Genomic DNA, 21,711 nt, shown 5'->3' with positions numbered 1-21,711 from the left:
TCCAGCCTAGTGCGGACGCAACACCGTCCCGATGGAAAGGTCGTTTGGGTGAGCTACCCCAGTGCCCCTGTCCCCGTGCCCGATGTCGTCACACGGATCTCGGCGGGTCGCGATGTGGGTTCGGTGTGGCTCAACGAACTCGGCGGTGTGACGTTCTCTGTGGGCACCGCGGGTTCGGTGACGGCCGAGTTCGTGAAGGTCTATCCCGATGAGCACGCGCCCCTCCTCGTGACCGAGGCGCAGCGGTTGACCTGGGCGGGCCGCTTCCTGGCGGTGCCGCGAGTGATCTCGTCGGGGCCCGGATGGCTGCACACGGCGGGGGTACCAGGACTCTCGGCTGTCGATCCATATTGGGTGGCGCGGCCCGTCGTGGCCGCCCGCGCGATCGGCGCCGGACTGCGCAGGATGCACGACACACTGCCGGTGGATGACTTCCCGTTCGGCAGGCCGTCCTGGATTCCCGCCGACGCACCGCCCGCAGACCGCCTCGTGGTGTGCCACGGCGACGCGTGCGCGCCCAACACACTGATCGCCGACGACGGGTCGTGTGCGGGGCACGTCGACCTCGGTGACCTCGGCGTCGCCGACCGGTGGTCGGACCTGGCGGTGGCCACGATGTCGCTGGCCTGGGACCTGGCCGACGTCGACGGCACCCTGGAGGCGGCCCTCCTGGACGCCTATGGCGTGGCGCCCGATCCGCCGCGGATGGCCTACTACCGGGAGCGCTGGGAGGAGTAGCGCCGGAGTTTCCGGCTAGAATTACTTGTGGTCGGCGGTCCCGCCGACCAGGCTCAGAGAGGTTATTCGTGCAGGTCACAAGCGTCGGACATGCCGGTTTCCGGATCGACACCGCCGCGGGCAGCATCCTGTGCGACCCCTGGGTGAACCCGGCGTACTTCGCATCGTGGTTCCCCTTCCCGGACAACACCACCCTGGACTGGGACGCACTCGGTGACTGCGACTACCTCTACGTCAGCCACCTGCACAAGGACCACTTCGACCCCGCCAACCTCGCCGCGCACGTCAACAAGGACGCCGTCGTGCTGCTGCCGGACTTCCCGGTGCCCGATCTGCGCCGTGAGCTGGAGAAGCTCGGCTTCCACCGGTTCCTCGAGACCACCGACTCGACCAAGCACCGCGTGAGCGGGCCCAAGGGTGATCTCGATGTGATGATCATCGCTCTGCGGGCACCCGCCGACGGGCCGATCGGCGACTCGGGTCTGGTGGTCTTTGATGGCGAGACCGTGGTGTTCAACATGAACGACGCCCGTCCCGTCGACCTTGACGTGCTGGAGTCGGAGTTCGGGCACATCGACGTCCACATGCTGCAGTACTCGGGCGCGATCTGGTACCCGATGGTCTACGACATGCCTGCGCGGGCCAAGGAGACCTTCGGCACCCAGAAGCGGCAGAGGCAGATGGACCGCAGCCGCCAGTACATCGCGCAGGTCGGTGCGACGTGGGTGATCCCGTCGGCCGGGCCGCCGTGCTTCCTGGACCCCGAGCTGCGCGACCTCAACGACGACCACGGCGACCCGGCGAACATCTTCCCCGACCAGGTGGTGTTCCTCGAGCAGATGCGCATGCACGGACACGACCGGGGTCTGCTGATGATCCCCGGCACGACCGCGGATTTCACCGGCTCGCAACTGGACTCACTCACACACCCGGTGCCCGACGACGAGGTGCAGGCCATCTTCACCACCGGTAAGGCCGACTACATCGAGGCCTTCGCCCAGCGCATGGCTCCGGTGCTGGCCGCGGAGAAGGCGAGCTGGGCACCCGCTGAGGGGGAACCGCTACTCGAACCGCTACGGGCCAGGTTCGAACCAATCATGCTTGCCACCGACCAGATCTGCGATGGCATCGGCTATCCGGTCGAGCTGCGACTCGGTCCCGAGACCGTCGTGCTCGACTTCCCGAAACGCACGGTCCGCGAGCCGATTCCGGACGAGAAGTTCCGCTATGGCTTCGAGATCGCCCCAGAGTTGGTGCGCACCGTGTTGCGCGACGACGAACCCGACTGGGTCAACACCATCTTTCTGTCCACCCGGTTCAAGGCCTGGCGGGTCGGCGGTTACAACGAGTTCCTGTACACGTTCTTCAAGTGCCTCACCGACGAGCGCATCGCCTACGCCGACGGCTGGTTCGCCGAGACCCATGACGACTCGGCGTCGATAACCCTGGACGGCTGGGAGATTCAACGCCGCTGTCCGCACCTCAAGGCCGACCTGTCGAAGTTCGGCGTGGTCGAGGGGTCGACGTTGACCTGCAATCTGCACGGCTGGCAGTGGAACCTCGACAACGGACGCTGCCTGACGTCGAAGGGTCACGAACTGCGGAGCGCCAAGGCGTGAGCGATTCGAAACAAGAGGCCCGCTATGACGACGGCCTGATCCAGCTGGACCGGCACGCGATCACGTTGCGCCGCTACCACTTTCCCTCGGGCACGTCGAAGGTCATCCCGCTCGACGCGATCCGCGGCTACCGCACCGAGTCGCTCGGGTTGTTCATCAACCGGTTCCGCATCTGGGGCTCTTCTGATCTTCGCCGCTGGCTGCCATTGGATGTGTGGCGCCCGATCAAGTCGACGTTGGTGACGTTCGACGTGCCGGGCACCCGGCCGCGACCGGCCTGCACACCGTTGCGCACCGAGGAGTTCCTCGCCGTTCTCGACGAGTTGTTGGCGCGCTAGCCGCCCGAAACCGTCTGCCGCAGTTCGGAGAACACATCGCTGGCGGTGTCGTAGACCCGAACGAGAGCCTCATCGCCCGGTTGCAGGTAGGTCGACTCGCCCACCTCGGTGTAGCGGGTCGCACCGATCCCGATGAGAACGTGCTTCGGATGTCCGCTGGCGACCATGAGCGCACCGACGTCCTCGAGAGGAGTCTGCGGCGCGCCCTTCTGGTTGGCGATCCGCTCGACCATCCAGTCCAGCAGAACCTCGCCGTAGTAGGAGTAGCCGAGCAACGGGCTGTCCACGCCGTATGCGTGCTCCTGACCGTCAGCGCCATGCAGGTTGCAGACCAGACGCAGTGTCGAGGTCGGGCCGTCGGGGGTCAGGTCACTGATGTCGAAGAACCTGGAGGCCACACCCTTGGAGGCCGGTCCCCAGTTCTTCTTGTCGCTGATCTTGCGCGCATTGGGTCGCCGTATCGAGCAGTCGTTGAAGGCGCCCAACGCGATCGGCTGCAGGGACGCGACGGTGTCGCCGCTCCACTTCACCTCGCAGGCCAGACCCACCTCGGGTTCGATCTGCAGGTTCAGCGGGCCGTCCGCAGCGTCGGCGGCGGGCAGTGAGATCGTGTCGTGCGACAGCGGGAACTCACCGAGGAAGCTGTCGTAACCCGGTGCGTACCAAGGGAAGATGCCCTTGGGCGCAACCCCTTCGGAGGTCACATTGACGAAGTCGGCCGCCTCCCCAGCCTGCTCGAGGTGGCCGGCGAAGTTGCCTGCCACACCGAAGCCGAACCACGTTCGCAGCTCATCGAGGTCCAGTTCGATCATCGACAACTCACTCTCCTTCATGATTCGCTCGCAAGCTCGCTCATGGTTCCAGCACCGACCTTCCGACGTAGGGCACCAACGCGTCGGGCACTCGAACACTGCCGTCGGGTTGTTGGTGGTTCTCCAGGATGGCAACCAGCCACCGCGTGGTGGCCAGCGTGCCGTTGAGGGTGGCAGCGATCTGCGGCTTGCCGTTGTCGTCGCGGTAGCGCGTCGATAGGCGGCGGGCCTGGAATGTGGTGCAGTTCGAGGTCGACGTCAGCTCACGGTAGGTGCCTTGGGTCGGCACCCAGGCCTCGCAGTCGAACTTTCGCGCCGCCGAGGATCCGAGATCGCCTGCAGCGACGTCGATCACGCGGTAGGGCACCTCGATCTGCGCAAGCATCTGGCGCTCGAGGTCCAGCAGGCGCTGGTGTTCCGCCTCGGCGTCCTCGGGCTTGCAGTAGACGAAGCCCTCGACCTTGTCGAATTGGTGCACGCGAATGATGCCGCGAGTGTCCTTGCCGTAGCTGCCCGCCTCACGGCGGAAGCACGACGACCAGCCGGCGTAACGAAGCGGCCCGTCGGACAGGTCCAGGATCTCGCCGGAGTGATAGCCCGCCAGCGGAACCTCTGATGTGCCAACGAGATACATGTCGTCATCGGCGAGGTGATAGATCTCATCGGCGTGCGAGCCCAGGAAGCCGGTACCCGACATCACCTCAGGTCGCACCAGCACCGGCGGGATCATCAGCGTGTGCCCGTTCTCGGTCGCCAACCGGACGGCGAGTTGAAGCAGACCCAACTGCAGCAGCGCACCGAAGCCGGTGAGGAAGTAGAAGCGTGATCCCGACACCTTGGCGCCGCGTTCCATGTCGATCAGGCCCAGTGACTCGCCGAGTTCCAGGTGGTCCTTCGGATCGGTGATGGCGCGTGGCTCGCCAACCGTGTCGAGAACCACGAAGTCGTCCTCGCCGCCGGCGGGCACGCCCTCGATGACGACGTTGCTGATGGCCATGTGCGCGGCGGTGAAGGCGGTTTCCGCCTCGGCCTGGGTGACCTCGACGGCCTTGATCGCCTCTGAGAGCTGCTTGGCGTGGGCCAGTAGCGCCGGGCGCTCCTCTGGCGACGCCGAACCAACCAGCTTGCTGGCCTTCTTCTGCTCCGCGCGCGCGTTATCGGCTTCCGCGATGGCAGCGCGTCGCGCCGAATCCGCTTCGAGCAGCGCGTCCACCAGCGCCGGGTTCTCGCCGCGGGCCCGCTGCGAATCGCGGACCAGGTCTGGGTCGTCCCGCAGGAGCTTGAGGTCGATCACGGGCGCAACCCTACTTTCGCGGTGCGGCCGCCGACAGCGCGGAGGGGGCCGCACGCGAAGGTCGCGCCATGCGGGAGGTTGACGTCGACGCAAAGCACAACCACATAACGTTACAACTGCATCTCTTGTCACAGCACTCGGCGCGCCTGTCACAATGGAGCCGATGTTGGAAGCACCAGATCGCGATGACGCACCCGCCGACGAGCCCGCCGCAGGGGCGCCGGCTGGACGCGCGTGGTGGAAGAGCCTGCAGTCCAACTCCACGCGTCGCGGCTTGCTGCTGACCGCGCTGGGTGGCCTGTTGATCGCCGGGATGGTCACGGCATTTCCCGGCGGACCGGGCCAGGGGCCGATCGGGCTTGCCACGGGCACCGCGCTGGGCGGGCGCACCAACGCCACCTTCGACTCCGCCAAGGCGGGCGACTGCCTGAGCTGGCCGGAACGCACCCCCGACGACGCCGAGGTGGTCGACTGCAACGACGAGCACCGCTTCGAGGTCGCCGAGTCGATCGACATGCGGACGTTCCCGGGCAGTGAGTACGGACCCGATGCCGCACCGCCGTCGCAGGCGCGCATCCAGCAGATCAGCCAGGAGCAGTGCGGCGCCGCCATCCGGTCCTACCTCGGCCCGAAGTACGACCCGAACGGCAAGTTCACTGTCAGCCTGCTGTGGTCGGGCGACAAGGCGTGGCGCCAGGCCGGCGAACGCCGGATGCTGTGCGGTCTGCAGCTGCCCGGCCCGAACAACCAGCAGCTGGCGTTCCGCGGCAAGGTCGCCAACCTCGACCAGTCGCAGGTCTGGTCTGCGGGTACCTGCCTCGGTATCGACCCGACGACCAACCAGCCCACCGACATCCCGGTCGACTGCGCGGCACCGCACGCCATGGAGGTCACCGGCTCGGTCAACCTCGCCGAGAAGTTCCCGGGCGGACCTCCACCGGAGAACGAGCAGGACACGTTCATCAAGGACGCCTGCACCCGGATGACCGACGCCTATCTGGCCCCCGTCGCGCTGCGCAACACCACGTTGACGCTCATCTACGGCACCATCTCGCTGCCGAGCTGGTCGGCCGGTAGCCACCAGGTGTCGTGCAGCATCGGCGCGACGCTGGGCAACGGCGGCTGGTCGACGCTGCTGAACAGCGCGAAGGGCCCACTGGTGATCAATGGGCGCCCGCCGGTGCCACCGCCGGACATTCCCGAGGAACGCCTGAACCTGCCGCCCATTCCGATGCCGTCGGTCGACACGTCGAGCCAGCAGTCGGAGATCGATCTCAGCCAGCAGGGGCAGAGCCAGGGCCAGCAGAGTTCCTCGCAGCATCTGCCCGGCCAGCAGCAGCAACAGCAGACCTCCACGGCACCCACCAGTTCCGAGGCGCCCGGACCACCCGCGCAGGGCAACACCTTCCTCAACGGGCCCCCGCCACCACCCGGCGCACCGCCGCAGGACGGCCCGCCACAGGACGCCCCGCCGCCGCCCGGCGAGCCCGTCCCGCCACCGCCGCCCGGCGCACCGCCACCGGGTCCGCCACCGGGTCCGCCTGCGCCTGGTGCTCCGCTGCCTCCACCCGCCTGATCACGATGCCCGTGGGGATGAGCCCGCAGCGATTCGACGAGCTGGTGTCCGACGCGCTCGATGCGATTCCGCCGAAGCTGGCCGCGGCGATCGACAACGTCGTCGTGCTCGTTGAGCCGCGGCATCCCGAGGAGCCCTCCCTGTTGGGCCTCTACGAGGGCATCGCGCTGACCGAGCGCGACTCGTCCTACGCCGGGTCACTGCCCGATGCCATCACCATCTACCGGGATGCACTGCTGGACATCTGCGACACCGAGGAGGACGTCGTCGAGGAGGTGACCGTCACCGTGATCCACGAGATCGCCCACCATTTCGGAATCGACGACGACCGTCTCCACGATCTCGGCTGGGCCTGATCCCCAACCCTCGGTGTGCCGAGCCGATTTCGTCGGCCAATGGTGCTAAGAACGGATCATGAGTGGCGACTGCCGGGAGTGCGCGCGGGGGCTGGCGCACTGCCATGGCACCGTCATCGCCCACGCCGCAGCGCGTGCGGAGTGCACCGAGCCGGACTGTGTGCGCCCCGAGACCGAGCACTCGCTCACCATCGACTGCGACGCGGTCGGCTGCGCGTGCTCCCAGGACACGGCCGCGGCAGACCTCGCGATCTGAGGCTCACCCCATGGGGTCGGCGCCCGGCACGTCGTCCTGCCCGGGGTGCGGGTCGGGCTCCGGCAGGAACGGCGGCAGCTGCGAGCCCCACTGCACGCAGCTCCAGCGACCATCGGTGATCGGGCTCAGCACCACACACTCGGTGTTGGCGAGGTGGTGTTCGAGGGCGAAGCCGCCGTCCACCCCGGCAAGTGATGAAGCGACCAGACGGATCGCCGCGCCGTGGCTGACGACGACGATGTCGCCGTGCCAGGCGTGGTCGTCGAGGTGTCGCAATCGGAGCTCGGTGACCCCGGGTACGTAGCGCTCGAGCACTTCGTGGCCGGATTCCCCACCGGGCACCCGTTGGTCGAGATCACCCTCGAGCCAGCGCCGGTACACGTCGTGGAAGAGGTCAATCGACGCCTCGTCGTTGCGATCCTCGAGATCGCCGGCCTGCACCTCGTGAATACCGTCGATCTCGGTGGTGGGCATCCCCAGCCGTTCGCCGATCTGCCCCGCTGTCTGCACGGCGCGCAGCGCCAGTGAGTGCGCGATCATCCCGACGGGATGCTGCCAGTTCTGCGCGAACTTCTGCGCTTGGTCGAGTCCCTGGTCGGTCAACGCGGCACCCGGGGGCCGGGTGTCGAGTCTGCGATCCACGTTGGCGATCGACTGGCCGTGCCTGACCAGGACCAGCCGGCCCGTCACGACTCGACTCCGGTATGCCGCGCCCCGCCCGCACGCAGCTGTTCCAGCCAGCGCGTCGCCTCGTCACTCGGCGGTGGTACCGCCCCTAACGCCGACCCCGTCGGCCATGAACCCAGATATCGCACGTCCCTACAACGACGGTGCAGCGCCTTGAGTGCCTGGGCGACCGAATCGTCATCGATGTGGCCGACCCAGTCCAGGATGAACATGTACGTACCCAGCTCGGTACGGGTGGGCCGTGACTCGATACGTGTCAGGTCGATGTCCCGGATCGAGAGTTCGGTCATGGCGGCAACCAGCGCACCTGGCACGTTCTCGAGGCGCAGAATCACCGAGCTGCGGTCGGCCCCGGTGCGTTCCGGTGGCTGCCCCGGCGGGCCGGCGAGGACGAACCTGGTTCGCGCGTTCGGTTCGTCGACAACGCCTGCCGCGAGTGCGTCCAGACCCAGTTGCCTGCCGGCCAGTGCGGTACTGACACCGGCATCGGCGCGGCCGTTGACCACCTCGTGAGCGGCCCCGGCGTTCGAGCTCGCGGGAACCAGCGTCGCGGTGGGCAGGTTCTCGGCCAGCCAGCGCCGCACCTGCGCGGCGGCGACGGGGAACGCCGCGACGGTTGATATGTCCGCCGCATCCGTTCCAGGTTTAACGACGATGGAGAACGCCACGTCCAGTGTGTGCTCGGCGTAGATCTGCAGCGCGGCGCCTGTCGACAGGCTGTCGAGGGTTGGCAGCACCGAACCCTCGATCGAGTTCTCGATGGGCACGCATGCGTAGTCAGCGTCGCCGGCACGCACCGCGGCAAGGGCGGCGGCCGGGCTGTCGCAGGACATGGGCACCACGTCGGCCGGTGTCAGTGACATCGCGCCGGTGCCTGCGATGTGCCACAACGCCTCTTCGGTGAAGGTTCCCTCCGGTCCGAGGTAGGCGACGCGCGGCACGTTTCAACCATATCGGCTCAGGTGGGCGGCTCAGCCCAACCTCGGTGATCACCGGTCCGATGTCGCCGCGGAAGACCTTGCGCACTCCCGAGATCGTAGTTAAGTTAGGCTTACCTCACTATCCGGAAGGCTCCCGATGACGATGGCCCAGGCACCCGCTGCACCGACGACAGCCGAGCGAATCCGCAGCGCTTGCGTCCGCGCGGGCGGCGCCATTCTGGCCGCCGAAGGTGTCGAACCGGTCGCCACACCGGTCCATCACCTGCTCGAGGACGGGTCGTTCGCCATCACGGTGCCCGCCTACGGCAAGTTGGCCGGCATGGTCATCAACTCGGGTGCATCGGGCATGCAGGCCGTACTGGAGATGACCGACTACGCACCGCTGCCACTGCGTGAACCGGTGCGATCCCTGGTCTGGATGAGCGGCCTGCTGCGCTACGTTCCGCCACGCGACGTGTCCGGCCTGCTCGATCTGATCGCCACCGAGAACCCCAATCCCGCTCTGCTGCAGGTCAATACCGGTACGGTCGACGCGACCACCGGTGACACCCCATACACACTGGTGCGCCTGGAGGTCGAGTCGGTTGTGGTGGCAGATTCGACGGGCGCGGAGTCGGTGGGTCTGAGCACCCTGCTCGAGGCCAAGCCCGATCCGTTCTGCACGTTGGAGTCGTGCTGGTTGCAGCACCTCGAGTCGGCGCACCGCGACGTCGTCGACCGCCTCGCCGACCGACTACCCACAACGCTGCGACGCGGCAGGGTTCGCCCGCTGGGGCTGGATCGCTACGGCGTGCAGTTGCGGATCGAGGACACCGACGGTGATCACGACGTTCGCCTGCCCTTCGCCAAGCCCGTCGACGATGTCAGCGGCCTGAGCCAGGCAATCCGGGTGCTGATGGGATGTCCGTTCCTCAACGGCCTCCGCGCGCGCCGTATCTGATCAGCGCGCGCCCTATCTGATCAGAGTCTGGCCGCGGCACTACCGTTGCTCGGTGTGACCGGGCCGTCTGACGACTTCACCGCACCGCAGCGTCGGAAGATCCGCATCGAGATCGCCGTCGTTCTCGCGGTCACCTTCGGACTGTCGGCCTACACGGCGCTGCTGAGACTCACCGAGGCAGTGATCCTCGGCCTCTCCGGCCAGACGGTCGCGCTCAACCCACGCCGCTCGCCAATCGACCTCATTGACCTCGGGCTCAACCTCGCGACGGTGTTCCAGCTGTTGGCGTGGGGAACCCTCGGGCTGTACCTGTTGTGGCGCAGCGGTTTCGGCCCGGCAAGCATCGGGCTCGGACGCTTCCAGCTTCGCCCCGACCTGCTCGGCGGCCTCGGCCTGGCCGCGCTGATCGGCCTGCCCGGCCTCGGCCTCTACGTCGTCGGCCGCCTGGTCGGTATCGGTGTGTCGGTCGAGCCAGCCGAACTCAACGACACCTGGTGGCGAGTGCCCGTCCTGCTCGCAGTGGCGTTCGCGAACGGCTGGGCCGAGGAGATCATCGTCGTCGCGTTCCTCATGACGCGGCTGCGCCAGCTGCGCCTGACGCCAGTCACCGTGCTGGTGGCCTCCAGTGTCGTACGCGGGCTGTATCACCTGTACCAGGGCTTCGGCGCCGGGCTGGGCAACATCGTCATGGGCCTCGTGTTCGGCTACGTGTGGCAGCGCACCGGGCGGCTGTGGCCGCTGATCATCGCGCATGGCGTGATCGACGCCGTCGCATTCGTCGGGTACGCACTCATGGCGGGTCGCCTCGGCTGGCTGCCGTGATCCCAGCGCCGACGGCACTACATTCAAACGTGTGAACAGCAGCCGGCCCCCTGTCGGTGGGCCGGACCCCAGGCGGGCTCGCCCGCCCCACGAGCCGCCACAGGTGATCCGGCGCGACCCGCGCCATCAGCCTCCACCCGCGCCACCTCCGCGGCAGGCTCCACCACCTCCTCGGCAGGCTCCACCACCGCACCGCCCGCCACCACCTCTGCGCACACCACCACCGAGACGGCCCGCACCACCACCACCGCTGCCGCCGCCGTCGGCGCGTCGACAGGCAGCACCCCCACCACCGCCCGCGAAACCCGTCGCGCGGCGGGCCGCGCCACCGCCACCCCCACCGCCAGCCGTGCGGAAACCGAAACGCAAGCGTCGGTGGGGTCGCATCGTGTTGGCGTGCCTGCTCGCCGTCGCGGCCGCGACGGTCGGTACCGGGTACTGGATCGACACACACCTGCACCGCATTCCCGCGCTCGCCGACTACGCCGAACGGCCGGCGAGCGGTCGCGGAACCACGTGGCTGCTGGTCGGCTCCGACAGCCGCACTGGGCTGACCCCGGAACAGCAGGCCGAACTCGCCACCGGCGGGGACATCGGAAACGGCCGCACCGACACGATCCTGCTCGTTCACGTTCCCGGCCTCGGGTCGGGCACACCAACCACGATGATCTCCATACCGCGCGACTCCTACCTCGCCATCCCGGGCTACGGCCAGGACAAGGTCAACGCCGCCTTCGCGCTCGGCGGCGCGCCGTTGCTGGCGCAGACCGTTGAGGAGGCCACGGGGCTGCGACTCGACCACTACGCGGAGATCGGCTTCGACGGCTTCGCCGAGATGGTTGACGCCGTCGGCGGGGTCACCATGTGCCCGCCGGAGCCGGTCAGTGATCCGCTGGCAGGCATCGATCTCGCGCCCGGCTGCCAGGAACTCGACGGACGGACGGCGCTGGGTTACGTCCGCACCCGCGCGACACCGCGGGCCGATCTGGATCGGATGACCAACCAGCGTGCGTTCATGTCGGCACTGATGCACCGCGCCGCGAGCCCGGCCGTGCTGGCGAACCCGCTGCGCTGGTACCCCATGGCGCACGCCGCCTCGGGCGCCATCACGGTCGACGACGACGCCCATGTGTGGGACCTGGCCCGCCTGGCATGGGCAATGCACGGCACCATCACCACCACAACAGTGCCGATCGGCGAGTTCACGGCCGGCGACTCCGGGGCTGTGGTGGTGTGGGACGACGACGCGGCGAGCCGCCTGTTCAGCGCCATCGCATCCGACTCCCAAATCCCCCCAGACGTCCTGGACGCGGCGGAACCCTAACCGTCCAGCAAACACCTTTGCGTAGTCAAGGATAGGCTGGACTCACTTAGGAAAACCTTGCCTGAATAAGGCATACCTTTGGTGACAACCCCTTCTGAGCTGCACTATCGTATGTTTCATGAATGACGTCACGACACTCGACACCAAGTTTCACCACCTGCTTCAGGAACAGGTCCGCGCCGAGTTCACCGCGTCTCAGCAATACATTGGGATTGCGGTCCACTTCGACGGCGCAGACCTCCCGCAACTGGCCAAGCTCTTCTACGCCCAGGCGGTCGAGGAACGCAACCACGCCATGATGCTGGTGCGCTATCTGATGGACCGCGGCGTTGAGGTCGAGATCCCCGGCATCGATCCCGTGCGGAACTCGTTCGACTCACCACGCGAGGCAATTCGCCTGGCGCTCGACCTGGAGCGCACCGTCACCGAGCAGCTGACGCGGCTGGCCGCGGTGGCCCGCGATGAGGGCGACTACCTCGGCGAGCAGTTCATCCAGTGGTTCCTCAAGGAGCAGGTCGAGGAGGTCGCCCTGATGAGCACGCTGGTCCGCGTGGCCGACCGCGCTGGCGTCAACGTCTTCCACCTCGAGGACTTCGTGGCACGCGAGATCGCCACGGGCACCGCAGATCCGTCGGCGCCAAAGGCCGCGGGCGGCAATCTCTAACTCGCCCGCCCCAACCACCCGCTCTAGGTCCCCTCAGGGCTCCGGCTGGTCGAGGCCCGCTCCGGTCAAACCCTCGTTCAGCCAGCCCTTGGTTCGTCCGGGATGGTTCGTGGCGACCCACGCCACACCGACGTCGCGGCAGTACCGAACGTCCTCGTAGTGATCGACCGTCCAGCAGTACAGCGCCCTGCCGTTGGCGGCAGCACGATCCACCAACTCCGGGTGCTCACGCAGTGTGGCGATCGAGGGACCGACGGCTGTGGCGCCGACGGTTGTCGCCGCACTACCGCCGAGGTAGCGAGAGGTCTCCCCGAGGAGCACCGTCGGCAGCATCGGTGCCGCCCGACGGATGCGCCACACGGCCGCCGCGGAGAACGACATCACCACCGCGCGGGACAAATCCGCCGACGCGGGCGACGCGATGCCATAACGGTGCAGGATGGCCAGCACCTTGCTCTCGACGAGCGCACCGTACCGCACCGGGTGCTTGGTCTCGATGAAGAGCTTGACGGGCCGGTTCCAGTCCAGCACCAGCGCGATGAGGTCGTCGAGGGTGAGTAGGCCGGTGTCGCCGATCCCTGCACCCGCCTTACTGCTGGAATGCCATGCGCCATAATCGAATTCGCGCAGTTGGGCCAATGTCATATCGCTGACCAGGCCAGTGCCCGTCGACGTCCGGTCCACCCGGCGGTCGTGCACACAGACCAGATGGCCGTCGCGGGTGAGCCTGACATCGCACTCAACACCGTCCGCACCTTCACGCAATGCCAGCTCGTAGGCGGCGATCGTGTGCTCGGGGCGATTCGCGGAGGCACCACGGTGCGCGACCACGAAGGGGTGGCCACCGAGGGTGCCGTCGCCCGAGTTCACGAGGCTAGGCCACCGGTTCCCGCTGCCGGGGCGGTGCCGGTACCTCCGACTGCCCGTCGGGGACGCTGTCTTGTTCGGGGACACCGTCTTGTTTGGGGGCGCCGTCTTGTTCGGGGGCTCTGTGGTGCCCGGGGACGATGCCTTGCTCGTCGGGGACGATCACCCACCTCTTGGCCGGCCGGTCGACCGGCTTCGCCTCGAAACCGAGGAACACCCGGCCGGCGAGCACGAGTGCGGCCAGGCCGGCGAGGTAGGCGATGATCGTGGTGACGGTGTTGTCGGCGATGCCCTGGGTGTCCCGGGTGAAGCTGGTCGCCACCGACCACACCATCAGTGCCGTGCTCAGCACCCAGACACACCACCAGACCGCGATGTCACGACGCAGCCGCGACAATCGGCCCTCGGCGCGCGCCAACTCGATGACGTACAACGGTGCCAGCAGCAGGTTGGCCACCGGTATCACGCAGCCGGCGAGGATCTCCCAGCCGGACCGCGGGTCGGTGGCACCGTTGAGGGCGTAGGCCGCCGCGCGGCGCGCTATCAGCCAGTTCGTCAACACCACGGCGCTGGCGACCACCGCGAACGAGGCCAGCACGCTCAGCGCGACGCCCAGCCAGGTGGCCACGCCCGCCACCAGCGGATGCAACAGCATCGACCGATTCACCAGCAGCAGCACATATCGGACCAGGTGGATGAACGCGGCCAGCGCGAGGAGCACACCGGTGACGAGCAGGACGGTCCGGACCATGCTGACCGAGGGGCCGCTGCGCGCATCTGCGGCGTCGGCGGCATGCTGATCGAGCGAATCGAAGTGATCCACCAAGCCCCAGCGCGGTATGACCGAGTAGCGCGGGGTGGGCCCCAAGGGCTGCGGGCCTCGGCGTGGCGCAGGAGCGGCGCCGGGGCGAACCGCGATCCATCGGAACCCCTGGGGAAGCCTCGCCGGTGCGCCACCCGCACCCGGGGTGGGCCGCTGACCCCACTGCTGCTCCGCCGGATCAGCGGTGGGTGCCTGCAGGGTGCCTTGACACCGCGGGCACCAGCTTCGCTGACGGTCGCGAACGTTCCACCGCGTTCCGCACCGCGAACAGACCTGGATCACGCGACCAGCCTACGACCCTCAGACCGTGCCGACGCCGCCGTCGTCGGTGACCACAGGCCGCCCGAGTCCGGTCCAGGCGAGCATTCCACCGCTGACGTTGAGCGCTTCGTACCCGTTGCGAGCCAAATACTGCGCGACACGTTGCGATCGGCCTCCCGCGTGGCACACCACATACAGCGTCGCCCCGTTGTCGATCTCGGCGAGGCGAGCGGGCACCTCACCCATCGGGATGTGCTGCGCACCGGCCACGTGACCGCGCTGCCACTCGTCGTCCTCGCGAACGTCCAGAAGAACCACCGACTGGTCAAATGTCATCGGAACGTCGGCGACCTCCGCCTGCCCGACTTCGACGTCATCCATCAGCCTCGTCCGATCCGGCCACCAGTGGCCTCATCCTCTGCGGATCCCGCGGTGTGATCCGTCCCAACCATGCTGGCATGCGCGACGGGTACACGCACCCGCGTCTCCTAGCAATGGTTCGACTATCCACAGTTTCCACAGGTTCATCCACAGGCCGACGAAAGGCCGAATACGGCCTGAACCGCGGAATCCGTCGCGCATCCGAAATTGACTGTGGATAACCTGCCCCACTCTCGGGCCGGTGATCAACAGGTGATCAAGCCGGCGAGCGAACATGGCGGGCACGACGGGGGAACCTCGAGGACTTTCGCGCATCGTGGTCGCAGCTCAGCGCCCCCCGAGTACCCCCCGTCGCCGCCGCCGAAACCGCCCGATCCGCGACCCCCAAGGGGCGCGGGGAACGCGATTTTCACGCTCGGGCAACAGGGGGCTATGATCGTCGTCACAAAGGCAGACTGTGACAGATCTCACGCGAGGGACAATATTGATCGTGCTGGTCAGGAGTTCGTGATGGCATCTCATCCGCTGGGCCCGAATCCGGCCATGCCCCCATCCGAGTGGAACTCCTCCGCGCACGTCTACACGCGCAGCCAATTGATGGCATTCATGCGAGCCAGCGTCATCGCACTCGTCCTGCTCGGTGTACTCGCACTCATCATTCTGTTCTAACTCCCCCCGCGCCGGGTACACGTTCGGTACGTGCACGCGTCCTTGCGGTGCGCGCAGGCATGGAGCAAGGTGGACAGCGATCTTGAGGGATGATCTTGAGGGACCGAATCTTGCGGATCTCTTGCAGGATCACGCTCCACCGAAACACCACGCTCCACCGAAACACCTAGGGAAGGAAACCTGTGGCTGAGTACACATTGCCGGAGTTGGATTACGACTACGGTGCGCTGGAACCGCACATCTCCGGTCAGATCAACGAGATCCACCACAGCAAGCACCACGCCACCTATGTGAAGGGGCTCAACGACGCCATCGCGAAGCTCGATGAGGCGCGCGGCGAGGGCGACCATGCCGCCATCTTCCTCAACGAGAAGAACCTGGCCTTCCACCTCGGCGGCCACGTCAACCACTCGATCTGGTGGAAGAACCTGTCGCCCAACGGTGGCGACAAGCCGACGGGTGATCTGGCCGCGGCCATCGACGACCAGTTCGGCTCGTTCGACAAGTTCCGGGCGCAGTTCACCGCCGCCGCCAACGGTCTGCAGGGTTCCGGGTGGGCAGTGCTGGGCTACGACAGCCTCGGCGACCGACTGCTCACCTTCCAGCTGTACGACCAGCAGGCCAACGTGCCGCTCGGCATCATTCCGCTGCTGCAGGTCGACATGTGGGAGCACGCGTACTACTTGCAGTACAAGAACGTGAAGGCCGATTACGTCAAGGCGTTCTGGAATGTCGTCAACTGGGAGGACATCCAGAACCGGTACGCCCAGGCGACCTCGAAGACCAACGGGCTCATCTTCGGCTGACCCAACCCACAGTTCCTCTGCAGAAGGGCGTCGTGCGCATCGCGCACGGCGCCCTTCTCGCGTGTGCGCACATTCGCGTCGCGCTGGCAGTCGTGTCCTCTTGCGTGCCAGCCACCCCTGCCGCATGCTGACGGGATCGACCCACAGCCGTGTCGGGGCAGTCGCCAGGCGCCGAGAACGGAGGCGATATGGATACGGGTTCCGGCAAGGCCGTGGAGATCTCCCCCTTCCACTCGGGTGGGTCTCTCAAGGGTTTCGTGGTCTCCGGCCGTTGGCCGGATTCGACCAAGGAATGGGCCCAGCTGCTCATCGTCGCCGTCAGGGTCGCGTCACTTCCCGGGCTGTTGGCGACCACGACCATCTTCGGCGTTCGCGAGGAGCTGCCCGACGCACCTTCGCCGGGCACCGTCGGACTGGTCCTGGCCGAGGGCCCGGTGATGGGTGAGTTCGCCCTTCCTCCCGGACATTTCGCCGACCATCAACCGCCGGCGCTGCTGATGCTTCATCCTCCTTCGGAGACGACGCCGTCGCTGCCCGAGTGCAGCGGCGCCGCATCGGGGTGCGTGCTGCTGCCCGGGCTGCCGCACCTCGGCCTGGAGCACCGGGCCGCATGGGTCGAGGCCGAGTCGGACGGCACCATCACATCGATGATCAGTCGGGTGGGCGTCGATCCGATCAGTCACCCGGATACCGCGATCCTGGCGATGCTGCTCGCGGCATAGCGGTCACCGCCACTCGTCGCCAGAATCAACGTCCGAGCGGATTGGTTACCCAGACGCTGGACGGGCACCGCGCGCCGTTGCCATCGGCCGACCCGGGCCACTGCACGAAGACCGCTGATACAGCTACTGCGCGCAGGAATCGTCAAGTTCGCGAGCAAATCACGATCCGGGGATCGGGGTCGCCGCAGTTCGGTAGCCGGGAGTGCCACAGGGGCCACCCCCGACCCAGTCGTCGCAGCAGTCGAGATTGGCAAAACAACTCGCGCGTCAGTATTTGCTTGCACTCGTCCCATGTCGTCCGGAACGGCGCCAAGAAAAGCCGCAGCTAGATGGCTTTCCGGCGGGTCCCGCCGAAGGGCGGCAGCGAGTTTTCGGTGGTTTGCACTTGGCGGCGGTGCTATCTCTCGCTACGATGATCAGCAAATACGTCCAGATAGACGCCCGCCTGTAACGCTAAGTGGAGGATTCACGATGAGCATGACGTTTGCCGCCCGGCTAAACCGCCTCTTTGACACGGTTTACCCGCCCGGACGCGGCCCGCACACGTCGGCCGAGGTGATTGCTGCACTCAAGGCCGAAGGCGTCACGATGTCGGCGCCGTACCTGTCGCAGCTGCGTTCAGGCAACCGGACCAACCCGTCGGTCGCCACCATGGCCGCACTTGCCAACTTCTTCCGCATCAAGCCCGCTTACTTCACCGACGACGAGTACTACGAGAAGCTCGACAAGGAGCTGACGTGGCTCGCCGGTATGCGCGACGAGGGCATCCGACGTATTGCGGCGCGTACCGTGGGCCTGTCCCCCGAGGCCAAGCAGGACCTGGTCGAGAAGGTCGACGAGCTCCGCCGCCAAGAGCACCTGGACGATTAGCCCGCCGGGTGCAGGCTGTTGCACCTGGCGAAAATTGACTGCCGCGTTGTTTAGTGCGCGGCAACCTCGACTGCCTGATCCAGCTTTCGGTACTCATCGGCGATGGCCAGGATCCACTCGCGGTCGGAATACCCCGACGGTTGACGCAGCCAAGTCGGACCGGGGAACTTCGAGTTTGCCGACTCACGTGAGGCGCCGCGCCCGTCGTGTATCCATTCGGCCACTCGACGTGCCTGGAGCTCAGGTGATGCCGTTTCGGGGTCCACGTCGTCATACACGCCCCGCATCGGCGTCTCATTCGCCTGACCGTCCCCGAGGACTTCCGTCGCCTCGAGGTAGAGCGCGTCGGAGATCAGCGACATCTGCTCAGCGACGCGAAACAGCAGCGGACCGCGGGGACGCACGCCGATGCCGATATTGGGATGCCGCACACTGAGTTCCTTGAGCAGCGGCTGGATGGTCCTCAGTTCACGGCGCGCCCCGAACCAGTCCTCGATGCTGGGCAGCAGCGAGCCACTGGCCACCACCAACATGGCGCACCCGAGAAGTGTTGCCGCCGAGCCCACTCCGACGAACCGCGTGTTGCCCACGGCGCGGAGCAGGAAGAATGCGCTCGCCAGGACAATCAGGGCGATGCCGAGCGTGAACAGGAACAGGGCGCGGCCCCGGCGCGTGCGGTTGGAGTGCCGGACACCTGCCCATGCCACCAGAGTCAACGCCAGAAGCACGTAGAGCAGCGGCAGGAGCCACGACAGCCCGGTCCCACCGGCCCCGAGGTTGCGCCGTAGGTACTCCTCAGGCGCCATCTCCGGTTGTTGCGGCGAGGTGAAGAACGTCAGCAGAGACAGCCCCGCGATGACCAACGCGACGGAGTACTGCACGATCGCGATCCGCCGTATCTGGGCCGGCTTCCGACTCGACGATGCCGACGTGATCATCACGCAACTTCCGGCCGCACAGGCGATCAACGCCACCTGGCTGAACACCATGGACACGTTGGGCCACCGCAGCAGGCTGTCGATGAGCAGCGTGAGCGGCTGCCAGTTCAGGGCGGCGACGGTACCCAGGCTGCCCAGCGCGAGGATCATGGCCGCGCTGACGAGCGACTGCTTGTTGACCAGTGCCCAGCCGATGCGCAGGCCCGTCGCCAATCCGAGGAGACCGGCGATCACCCAGACGATCAACCAAACGCCTCTCCGAGCCGGACCTGGACGATCGACGAACGGTCGGACGGTAGCCGGCCGAGTCGATAGATGAGCAGCGCCGCGAAGTCCTCGGCCTCCTGCTCGGCGTCCTCGCCGCTTGGGCCCATACATCCGGTGCGCTGGTTCAGCATGTAGCCGATCAGATCGCTGCTGGCGAGTTCGACGTTGTCACGCGCGGCTTCGACGATGGAGATGCCCTCGTGGCCGAGCACCAGGTGGCCGAGTTCGTGGGCCAGCGTGCGATCGCCGGCAGGCAGTCCCCGCTGAATCAGGAAGACGTCGTGGTCGACGTACTGACGCCACTGCCCGCATACGCCCGACGGCAGATCCGCCATCGTCAGCTCGATGGGCCGGGCACGCGATTCGGCGACGGCCTGCACCAGACGATTGAGTGACACCTCACCTCGTCTCGGGGCGAGGTCGAGTACCTCGTTGACAGCGCGCGTCACGCGGCGGCTGGCGGGCAAGTCAACCCCCTCTCAACGAGTTCACTAGGACGTGTCTACTCCCGCACTGGCAGGTGAGGGAGGTCAACCCATGAAGCGCGCCGGGCCCCCTGCGCGGACGGCTCGGCCGGCTCGGGCCTGGCGGTATCCGATCAGACCTCCGGCACTCGTCAGGACGAGGATTCCGGTCACTCCGGGCACGGCGACCGCTGCGACCTCGCCCATTCCGGCGGCCCGCAGGTAATCGACATAACCCATCCGATATGTCGGTGCGGCGAGCAATTCGTTACTCGCCGGAGATGCCGGGGGTGGTATCTGCTGCTTGGCGGGCGGCGGCGCAGTCACGTGCCTGGGCGGATCCGGGGCCACCACAGGCGCAGGCACGGCGGGCGGGGTGAACCGCGGACCCTCGGGCACCGTCGTCCCTGGACCTCTACTGCCGCCCGCACTCATGCCGACACCAGCGCCGGGGCCCGGGGAGACGAACAAGGGCAGGGTGCTGGCGGGTGGGAACGGCAGGTGCGACGCGGCGGTCGCCAGACCGGTGACTGCCGCCTCGATCAACGGCTGCGCGATGCCGTTGATCTCATAAAGTATTTGCACCGGGATCTGCAGCAGTAGCGGAATCGGGCCGGCGGGGTACTCGGGCGTCTCTCCATTGCTACCCGGCGTCGCGCCCCAGCCCCACCACGACCAGGGCAAGCCGGACGCCTGTGCCACTTCGCCGCTGGGTGCCTCGACGCGCTGCTCCGACAGCGCACCGAGGAGCAATGCGGGATCGAGCAATGCGGGATCGAGCGACGCCGGATCGAGCGACGCCGGATCGACGGGCTGCGGGGCGGTCGGTGCGGGATGCTTGAGCGACTCGGCGGCCCGCCGTAGGGCATCGCCGATCGGGTTCGATGCGGCAGCGCCAGCCCCGTCACCGGTGGCCTCGCCTGTCCCGTCACCGATGATCTCGCCAGACCCGTCTCCGATGATCTCGCCGTCGGCTGGGGCGCCCTCTTCAGGCTTGCCAGAGTCGACGTCGTCTGTCGGCTCAGCATCATCGGACACATCGTCGGACACTTTGCCGGGCTGTCCGGTTCCAGGGCTGCCGGTGGAGCCACCCGGTGGCGTCGAGGCCTCTTCGCCGGTGCGGCCGTTCCCGACCTTGGACGGGGGCTTGAATGAATGACCAGAACCACCCGTGGATCCCGTTACCCCACCGACTGACGCACCCGGGGTCGTCGTCGGATCGGGTTTCGCTGGGCCCGGAGACTGCCCCGCGGGGCTCCCCTCGGTATTGCCCGAGGTGGCGCCGCCGCCTGCAGCTGCCCCGCCATCGTCAGGATTGGCAAACGCCAGCGATGCGCTGCCACCAGTCACGAGCAGGCCTGACGCCATCAGGCACGCAGCCGCGGCGATACGTGCTCTCGAAGCCACGGGTTCCCACCTCTCACGGCACGGTCTATTGGCGAACAATCGTCCCACAGATTGTCGCACAAGACCGCCCATCTGTTTGCTGGTGGAACGAATTCGATCATTCGCCCGGGGCCGGAGCCAAGGCACTTCCCATTCGGCGATAGTGTGAGCCAAACCAGCGCAGCCACAATCGCAGGTTCTCGACTAATTGACCGGGAGGCAGCCGGGATGGGCCTGTTCAAGCGACGTAAGAGCCGCGCCACACGTCGAGCCGAGGCCCGCGCCATCAAGGCCAAGGCGAAGCTGGAGGCCCGGCTGGGCGCCAAGAATGACGCCCGCCGCATCAAGAACGAGGCCAAAAGCCAGACGACCGCCATCAAGGCGGGGCTGAAGGCTCAACGCGAGAGCGACCAGGCGGCGTTGAAGGTTGCTGAGACCCAATTGAAGGCGGTCCGGGAGGGCAAGCTGCTCTCCCCCAGCCGAATTCGCCGGGTGCTGACGATCTCGCGGCTTCTGGCCCCCGTGGTGGTCCCCATCGTCTACCGCGCCGCGATCACCGCGCGCGGTGCCCTGGATCAGCGTCGCGCCGACAAACTGGGCGTGCCACTGAGCCAGATCGGCCAGTTCTCCGGGGTCGGTGGCGCACTGTCGGCGCGTATTGCGGGTGCCGAGCAGTCGCTGCGCAAGGTCGCCGAGAAGAAGCCCAAGGACGCCGAGACCAAACAGTTCGTCGCAGCGATCACCGATCGCCTCGGTGACCTGTCGGCCGCCGTTGCCGCGGCAGAGAACATGCCAGCCGCGCGTCGCCGCGCCGCCCACACCGCCATCGCGGACCAGCTCGACGGTATCGACGCCGACCTGATGGCCCGGCTCGGCTTGATCTGAGCATC

The 21,711-nt window shown here is 67.1% G+C and carries 26 protein-coding genes; 15 read left to right on the top strand and 11 right to left on the bottom strand.

Annotated elements, in window-relative coordinates; all coding sequences use genetic code 11:
• Positions 1-48 precede the first annotated feature (48 nt).
• The 3 genes from ACZY0X_RS19855 (at position 49) to ACZY0X_RS19845 (ending at position 2,695) form a co-directional block, all read left to right on the top strand.
• Positions 49-738, top strand: a complete 690-nt coding sequence (locus tag ACZY0X_RS19855; RefSeq protein ID WP_463772818.1) for a phosphotransferase — start codon at positions 49-51, stop codon at positions 736-738.
• 68 nt (positions 739-806) lie between these two features.
• A complete protein-coding gene (locus ACZY0X_RS19850) occupies positions 807-2,357 on the top strand; it encodes a Rieske 2Fe-2S domain-containing protein (RefSeq protein WP_463772816.1) in 1,551 nt (516 codons plus the stop codon).
• Positions 2,354-2,695: a hypothetical protein gene (locus tag ACZY0X_RS19845; protein ID WP_463772815.1), complete on the top strand. Its 342-nt coding sequence runs from the start codon at positions 2,354-2,356 to the stop codon at positions 2,693-2,695. Before ACZY0X_RS19850 ends, ACZY0X_RS19845 begins: the two co-directional genes overlap by 4 nt.
• Here the strand turns inward: ACZY0X_RS19845 and ACZY0X_RS19840 are convergent.
• Together ACZY0X_RS19840 and serS are read right to left on the bottom strand one after the other, a co-directional pair.
• Positions 2,692-3,507, bottom strand: coding sequence for a DUF5718 family protein (locus ACZY0X_RS19840; protein ID WP_463773367.1), 816 nt, complete (start codon positions 3,505-3,507; stop codon positions 2,692-2,694). The two genes, ACZY0X_RS19845 and ACZY0X_RS19840, sit on opposite strands and share 4 nt — an antisense overlap.
• A 40-nt stretch (positions 3,508-3,547) precedes the next feature.
• Complete coding sequence (gene serS / locus ACZY0X_RS19835; RefSeq protein ID WP_463772814.1) at positions 3,548-4,801, bottom strand: serine--tRNA ligase; 1,254 nt, start codon at positions 4,799-4,801, stop codon at positions 3,548-3,550.
• Positions 4,802-4,955: 154 nt separating this feature from the next.
• Between serS and ACZY0X_RS19830 the strand changes: the two genes are divergently transcribed.
• From ACZY0X_RS19830 to ACZY0X_RS19820, 3 genes are read left to right on the top strand one after another with little or no spacing between them, the layout of a single operon-like run.
• A complete protein-coding gene (locus tag ACZY0X_RS19830; protein ID WP_463772812.1) occupies positions 4,956-6,377 on the top strand; it encodes a septum formation family protein in 1,422 nt (473 codons plus the stop codon).
• A gap of 5 nt (positions 6,378-6,382) precedes the next feature.
• Entirely contained in the window at positions 6,383-6,733 is a 351-nt protein-coding gene (locus ACZY0X_RS19825) for a metallopeptidase family protein (RefSeq protein WP_463772811.1), read from the top strand.
• A 58-nt stretch (positions 6,734-6,791) separates the two neighbouring features.
• A complete protein-coding gene (locus ACZY0X_RS19820) occupies positions 6,792-6,989 on the top strand; it encodes a hypothetical protein (RefSeq protein ID WP_463772809.1) in 198 nt (65 codons plus the stop codon).
• A gap of 3 nt (positions 6,990-6,992) precedes the next feature.
• Here the strand turns inward: ACZY0X_RS19820 and ACZY0X_RS19815 are convergent, their stop codons facing one another.
• Positions 6,993-7,679 carry a histidine phosphatase family protein gene (locus ACZY0X_RS19815; RefSeq protein ID WP_463772808.1) on the bottom strand — a complete coding sequence of 229 codons (687 nt, stop codon included), beginning with the start codon at positions 7,677-7,679 and terminating at the stop codon, positions 6,993-6,995.
• Positions 7,676-8,617, bottom strand: coding sequence for a prephenate dehydratase (gene pheA, locus ACZY0X_RS19810; protein WP_463772807.1), 942 nt, complete (start codon positions 8,615-8,617; stop codon positions 7,676-7,678). The genes ACZY0X_RS19815 and pheA overlap by 4 nt, the downstream gene beginning before the upstream one ends.
• 136 nt (positions 8,618-8,753) lie before the next feature.
• On the opposite strand from pheA, the gene ACZY0X_RS19805 reads away from it, so the two are divergent.
• Both ACZY0X_RS19805 and ACZY0X_RS19800 read left to right on the top strand, forming a co-directional pair.
• A complete protein-coding gene (locus ACZY0X_RS19805; RefSeq protein ID WP_463772805.1) occupies positions 8,754-9,557 on the top strand; it encodes a DUF2470 domain-containing protein in 804 nt (267 codons plus the stop codon).
• 54 nt (positions 9,558-9,611) lie between these two features.
• On the top strand, positions 9,612-10,379 hold the full coding sequence (locus ACZY0X_RS19800; RefSeq protein WP_463772804.1) for a CPBP family intramembrane glutamic endopeptidase: 768 nt from the start codon (positions 9,612-9,614) through the stop codon (positions 10,377-10,379).
• Positions 10,380-10,402: 23 nt separating this feature from the next.
• On the opposite strand, the gene ACZY0X_RS19795 is transcribed toward ACZY0X_RS19800, so the two are convergent.
• Entirely contained in the window at positions 10,403-10,708 is a 306-nt protein-coding gene (locus ACZY0X_RS19795) for a hypothetical protein (protein WP_463773402.1), read from the bottom strand.
• Here ACZY0X_RS19795 and ACZY0X_RS19790 point away from each other — a divergent pair.
• Both ACZY0X_RS19790 and ACZY0X_RS19785 read left to right on the top strand, forming a co-directional pair.
• Positions 10,630-11,703: an LCP family protein gene (locus ACZY0X_RS19790; RefSeq protein ID WP_463773366.1), complete on the top strand. Its 1,074-nt coding sequence runs from the start codon at positions 10,630-10,632 to the stop codon at positions 11,701-11,703. The genes ACZY0X_RS19795 and ACZY0X_RS19790 overlap by 79 nt on opposite strands.
• A gap of 118 nt (positions 11,704-11,821) precedes the next feature.
• Positions 11,822-12,367, top strand: a complete 546-nt coding sequence (locus ACZY0X_RS19785; protein WP_463772802.1) for a ferritin — start codon at positions 11,822-11,824, stop codon at positions 12,365-12,367.
• 33 nt (positions 12,368-12,400) lie between these two features.
• Here the strand turns inward: ACZY0X_RS19785 and ACZY0X_RS19780 are convergent, their stop codons facing one another.
• Genes ACZY0X_RS19780 through ACZY0X_RS19770 form a run of 3 tightly spaced genes read right to left on the bottom strand, consistent with a single transcriptional unit; the run spans position 12,401 to position 14,699 of the window.
• Positions 12,401-13,237: a glycerophosphodiester phosphodiesterase gene (locus ACZY0X_RS19780; protein WP_463772801.1), complete on the bottom strand. Its 837-nt coding sequence runs from the start codon at positions 13,235-13,237 to the stop codon at positions 12,401-12,403.
• 4 nt (positions 13,238-13,241) lie between these two features.
• A complete protein-coding gene (locus ACZY0X_RS19775) occupies positions 13,242-14,339 on the bottom strand; it encodes a DUF4328 domain-containing protein (RefSeq protein ID WP_463772800.1) in 1,098 nt (365 codons plus the stop codon).
• Positions 14,340-14,357: 18 nt separating this feature from the next.
• Positions 14,358-14,699, bottom strand: a complete 342-nt coding sequence (locus ACZY0X_RS19770) for a rhodanese-like domain-containing protein (RefSeq protein WP_463772799.1) — start codon at positions 14,697-14,699, stop codon at positions 14,358-14,360.
• 510 nt (positions 14,700-15,209) lie between these two features.
• On the opposite strand from ACZY0X_RS19770, the gene ACZY0X_RS19765 reads away from it, so the two are divergent.
• From ACZY0X_RS19765 to ACZY0X_RS19750, 4 genes are all read left to right on the top strand, one after another.
• Positions 15,210-15,368 carry a hypothetical protein gene (locus ACZY0X_RS19765; RefSeq protein WP_241402506.1) on the top strand — a complete coding sequence of 53 codons (159 nt, stop codon included), beginning with the start codon at positions 15,210-15,212 and terminating at the stop codon, positions 15,366-15,368.
• Positions 15,369-15,550: 182 nt separating this feature from the next.
• Positions 15,551-16,174 (top strand): superoxide dismutase, encoded by a 624-nt coding sequence (locus tag ACZY0X_RS19760; protein WP_463772797.1) that lies wholly within the window; start codon positions 15,551-15,553, stop codon positions 16,172-16,174.
• 188 nt (positions 16,175-16,362) lie between these two features.
• Positions 16,363-16,896: a peptidase gene (locus ACZY0X_RS19755; protein ID WP_463772796.1), complete on the top strand. Its 534-nt coding sequence runs from the start codon at positions 16,363-16,365 to the stop codon at positions 16,894-16,896.
• 471 nt (positions 16,897-17,367) lie between these two features.
• Positions 17,368-17,766 carry a helix-turn-helix domain-containing protein gene (locus tag ACZY0X_RS19750; protein ID WP_241402503.1) on the top strand — a complete coding sequence of 133 codons (399 nt, stop codon included), beginning with the start codon at positions 17,368-17,370 and terminating at the stop codon, positions 17,764-17,766.
• A gap of 50 nt (positions 17,767-17,816) precedes the next feature.
• Here ACZY0X_RS19750 and ACZY0X_RS19745 read toward each other — a convergent pair whose 3' ends face one another.
• From ACZY0X_RS19745 to ACZY0X_RS19735, 3 genes are all read right to left on the bottom strand, one after another.
• The gene (locus ACZY0X_RS19745) at positions 17,817-18,950 is read right to left on the bottom strand and encodes a hypothetical protein (RefSeq protein WP_463772794.1); all 1,134 of its coding nucleotides are present in this window, start codon (positions 18,948-18,950) and stop codon (positions 17,817-17,819) included.
• Positions 18,947-19,438, bottom strand: a complete 492-nt coding sequence (locus tag ACZY0X_RS19740) for an ImmA/IrrE family metallo-endopeptidase (protein ID WP_241402501.1) — start codon at positions 19,436-19,438, stop codon at positions 18,947-18,949. Before ACZY0X_RS19740 ends, ACZY0X_RS19745 begins: the two co-directional genes overlap by 4 nt.
• 63 nt (positions 19,439-19,501) lie before the next feature.
• Positions 19,502-20,842, bottom strand: a complete 1,341-nt coding sequence (locus ACZY0X_RS19735) for a hypothetical protein (RefSeq protein ID WP_463772792.1) — start codon at positions 20,840-20,842, stop codon at positions 19,502-19,504.
• A gap of 207 nt (positions 20,843-21,049) precedes the next feature.
• Here ACZY0X_RS19735 and ACZY0X_RS19730 point away from each other — a divergent pair, with 207 nt between their 5' ends.
• The gene (locus tag ACZY0X_RS19730; protein WP_241402499.1) at positions 21,050-21,706 is read left to right on the top strand and encodes a DUF6474 family protein; all 657 of its coding nucleotides are present in this window, start codon (positions 21,050-21,052) and stop codon (positions 21,704-21,706) included.
• The last annotated feature ends 5 nt before the right edge of the window (positions 21,707-21,711 follow it).

The organism is Mycobacterium sp. IDUB_39, assembly GCF_055419205.1.
The sequence above is the reverse complement of the archived record's forward strand: the minus strand, read 5'-3'. Positions and strand labels throughout refer to the sequence as shown.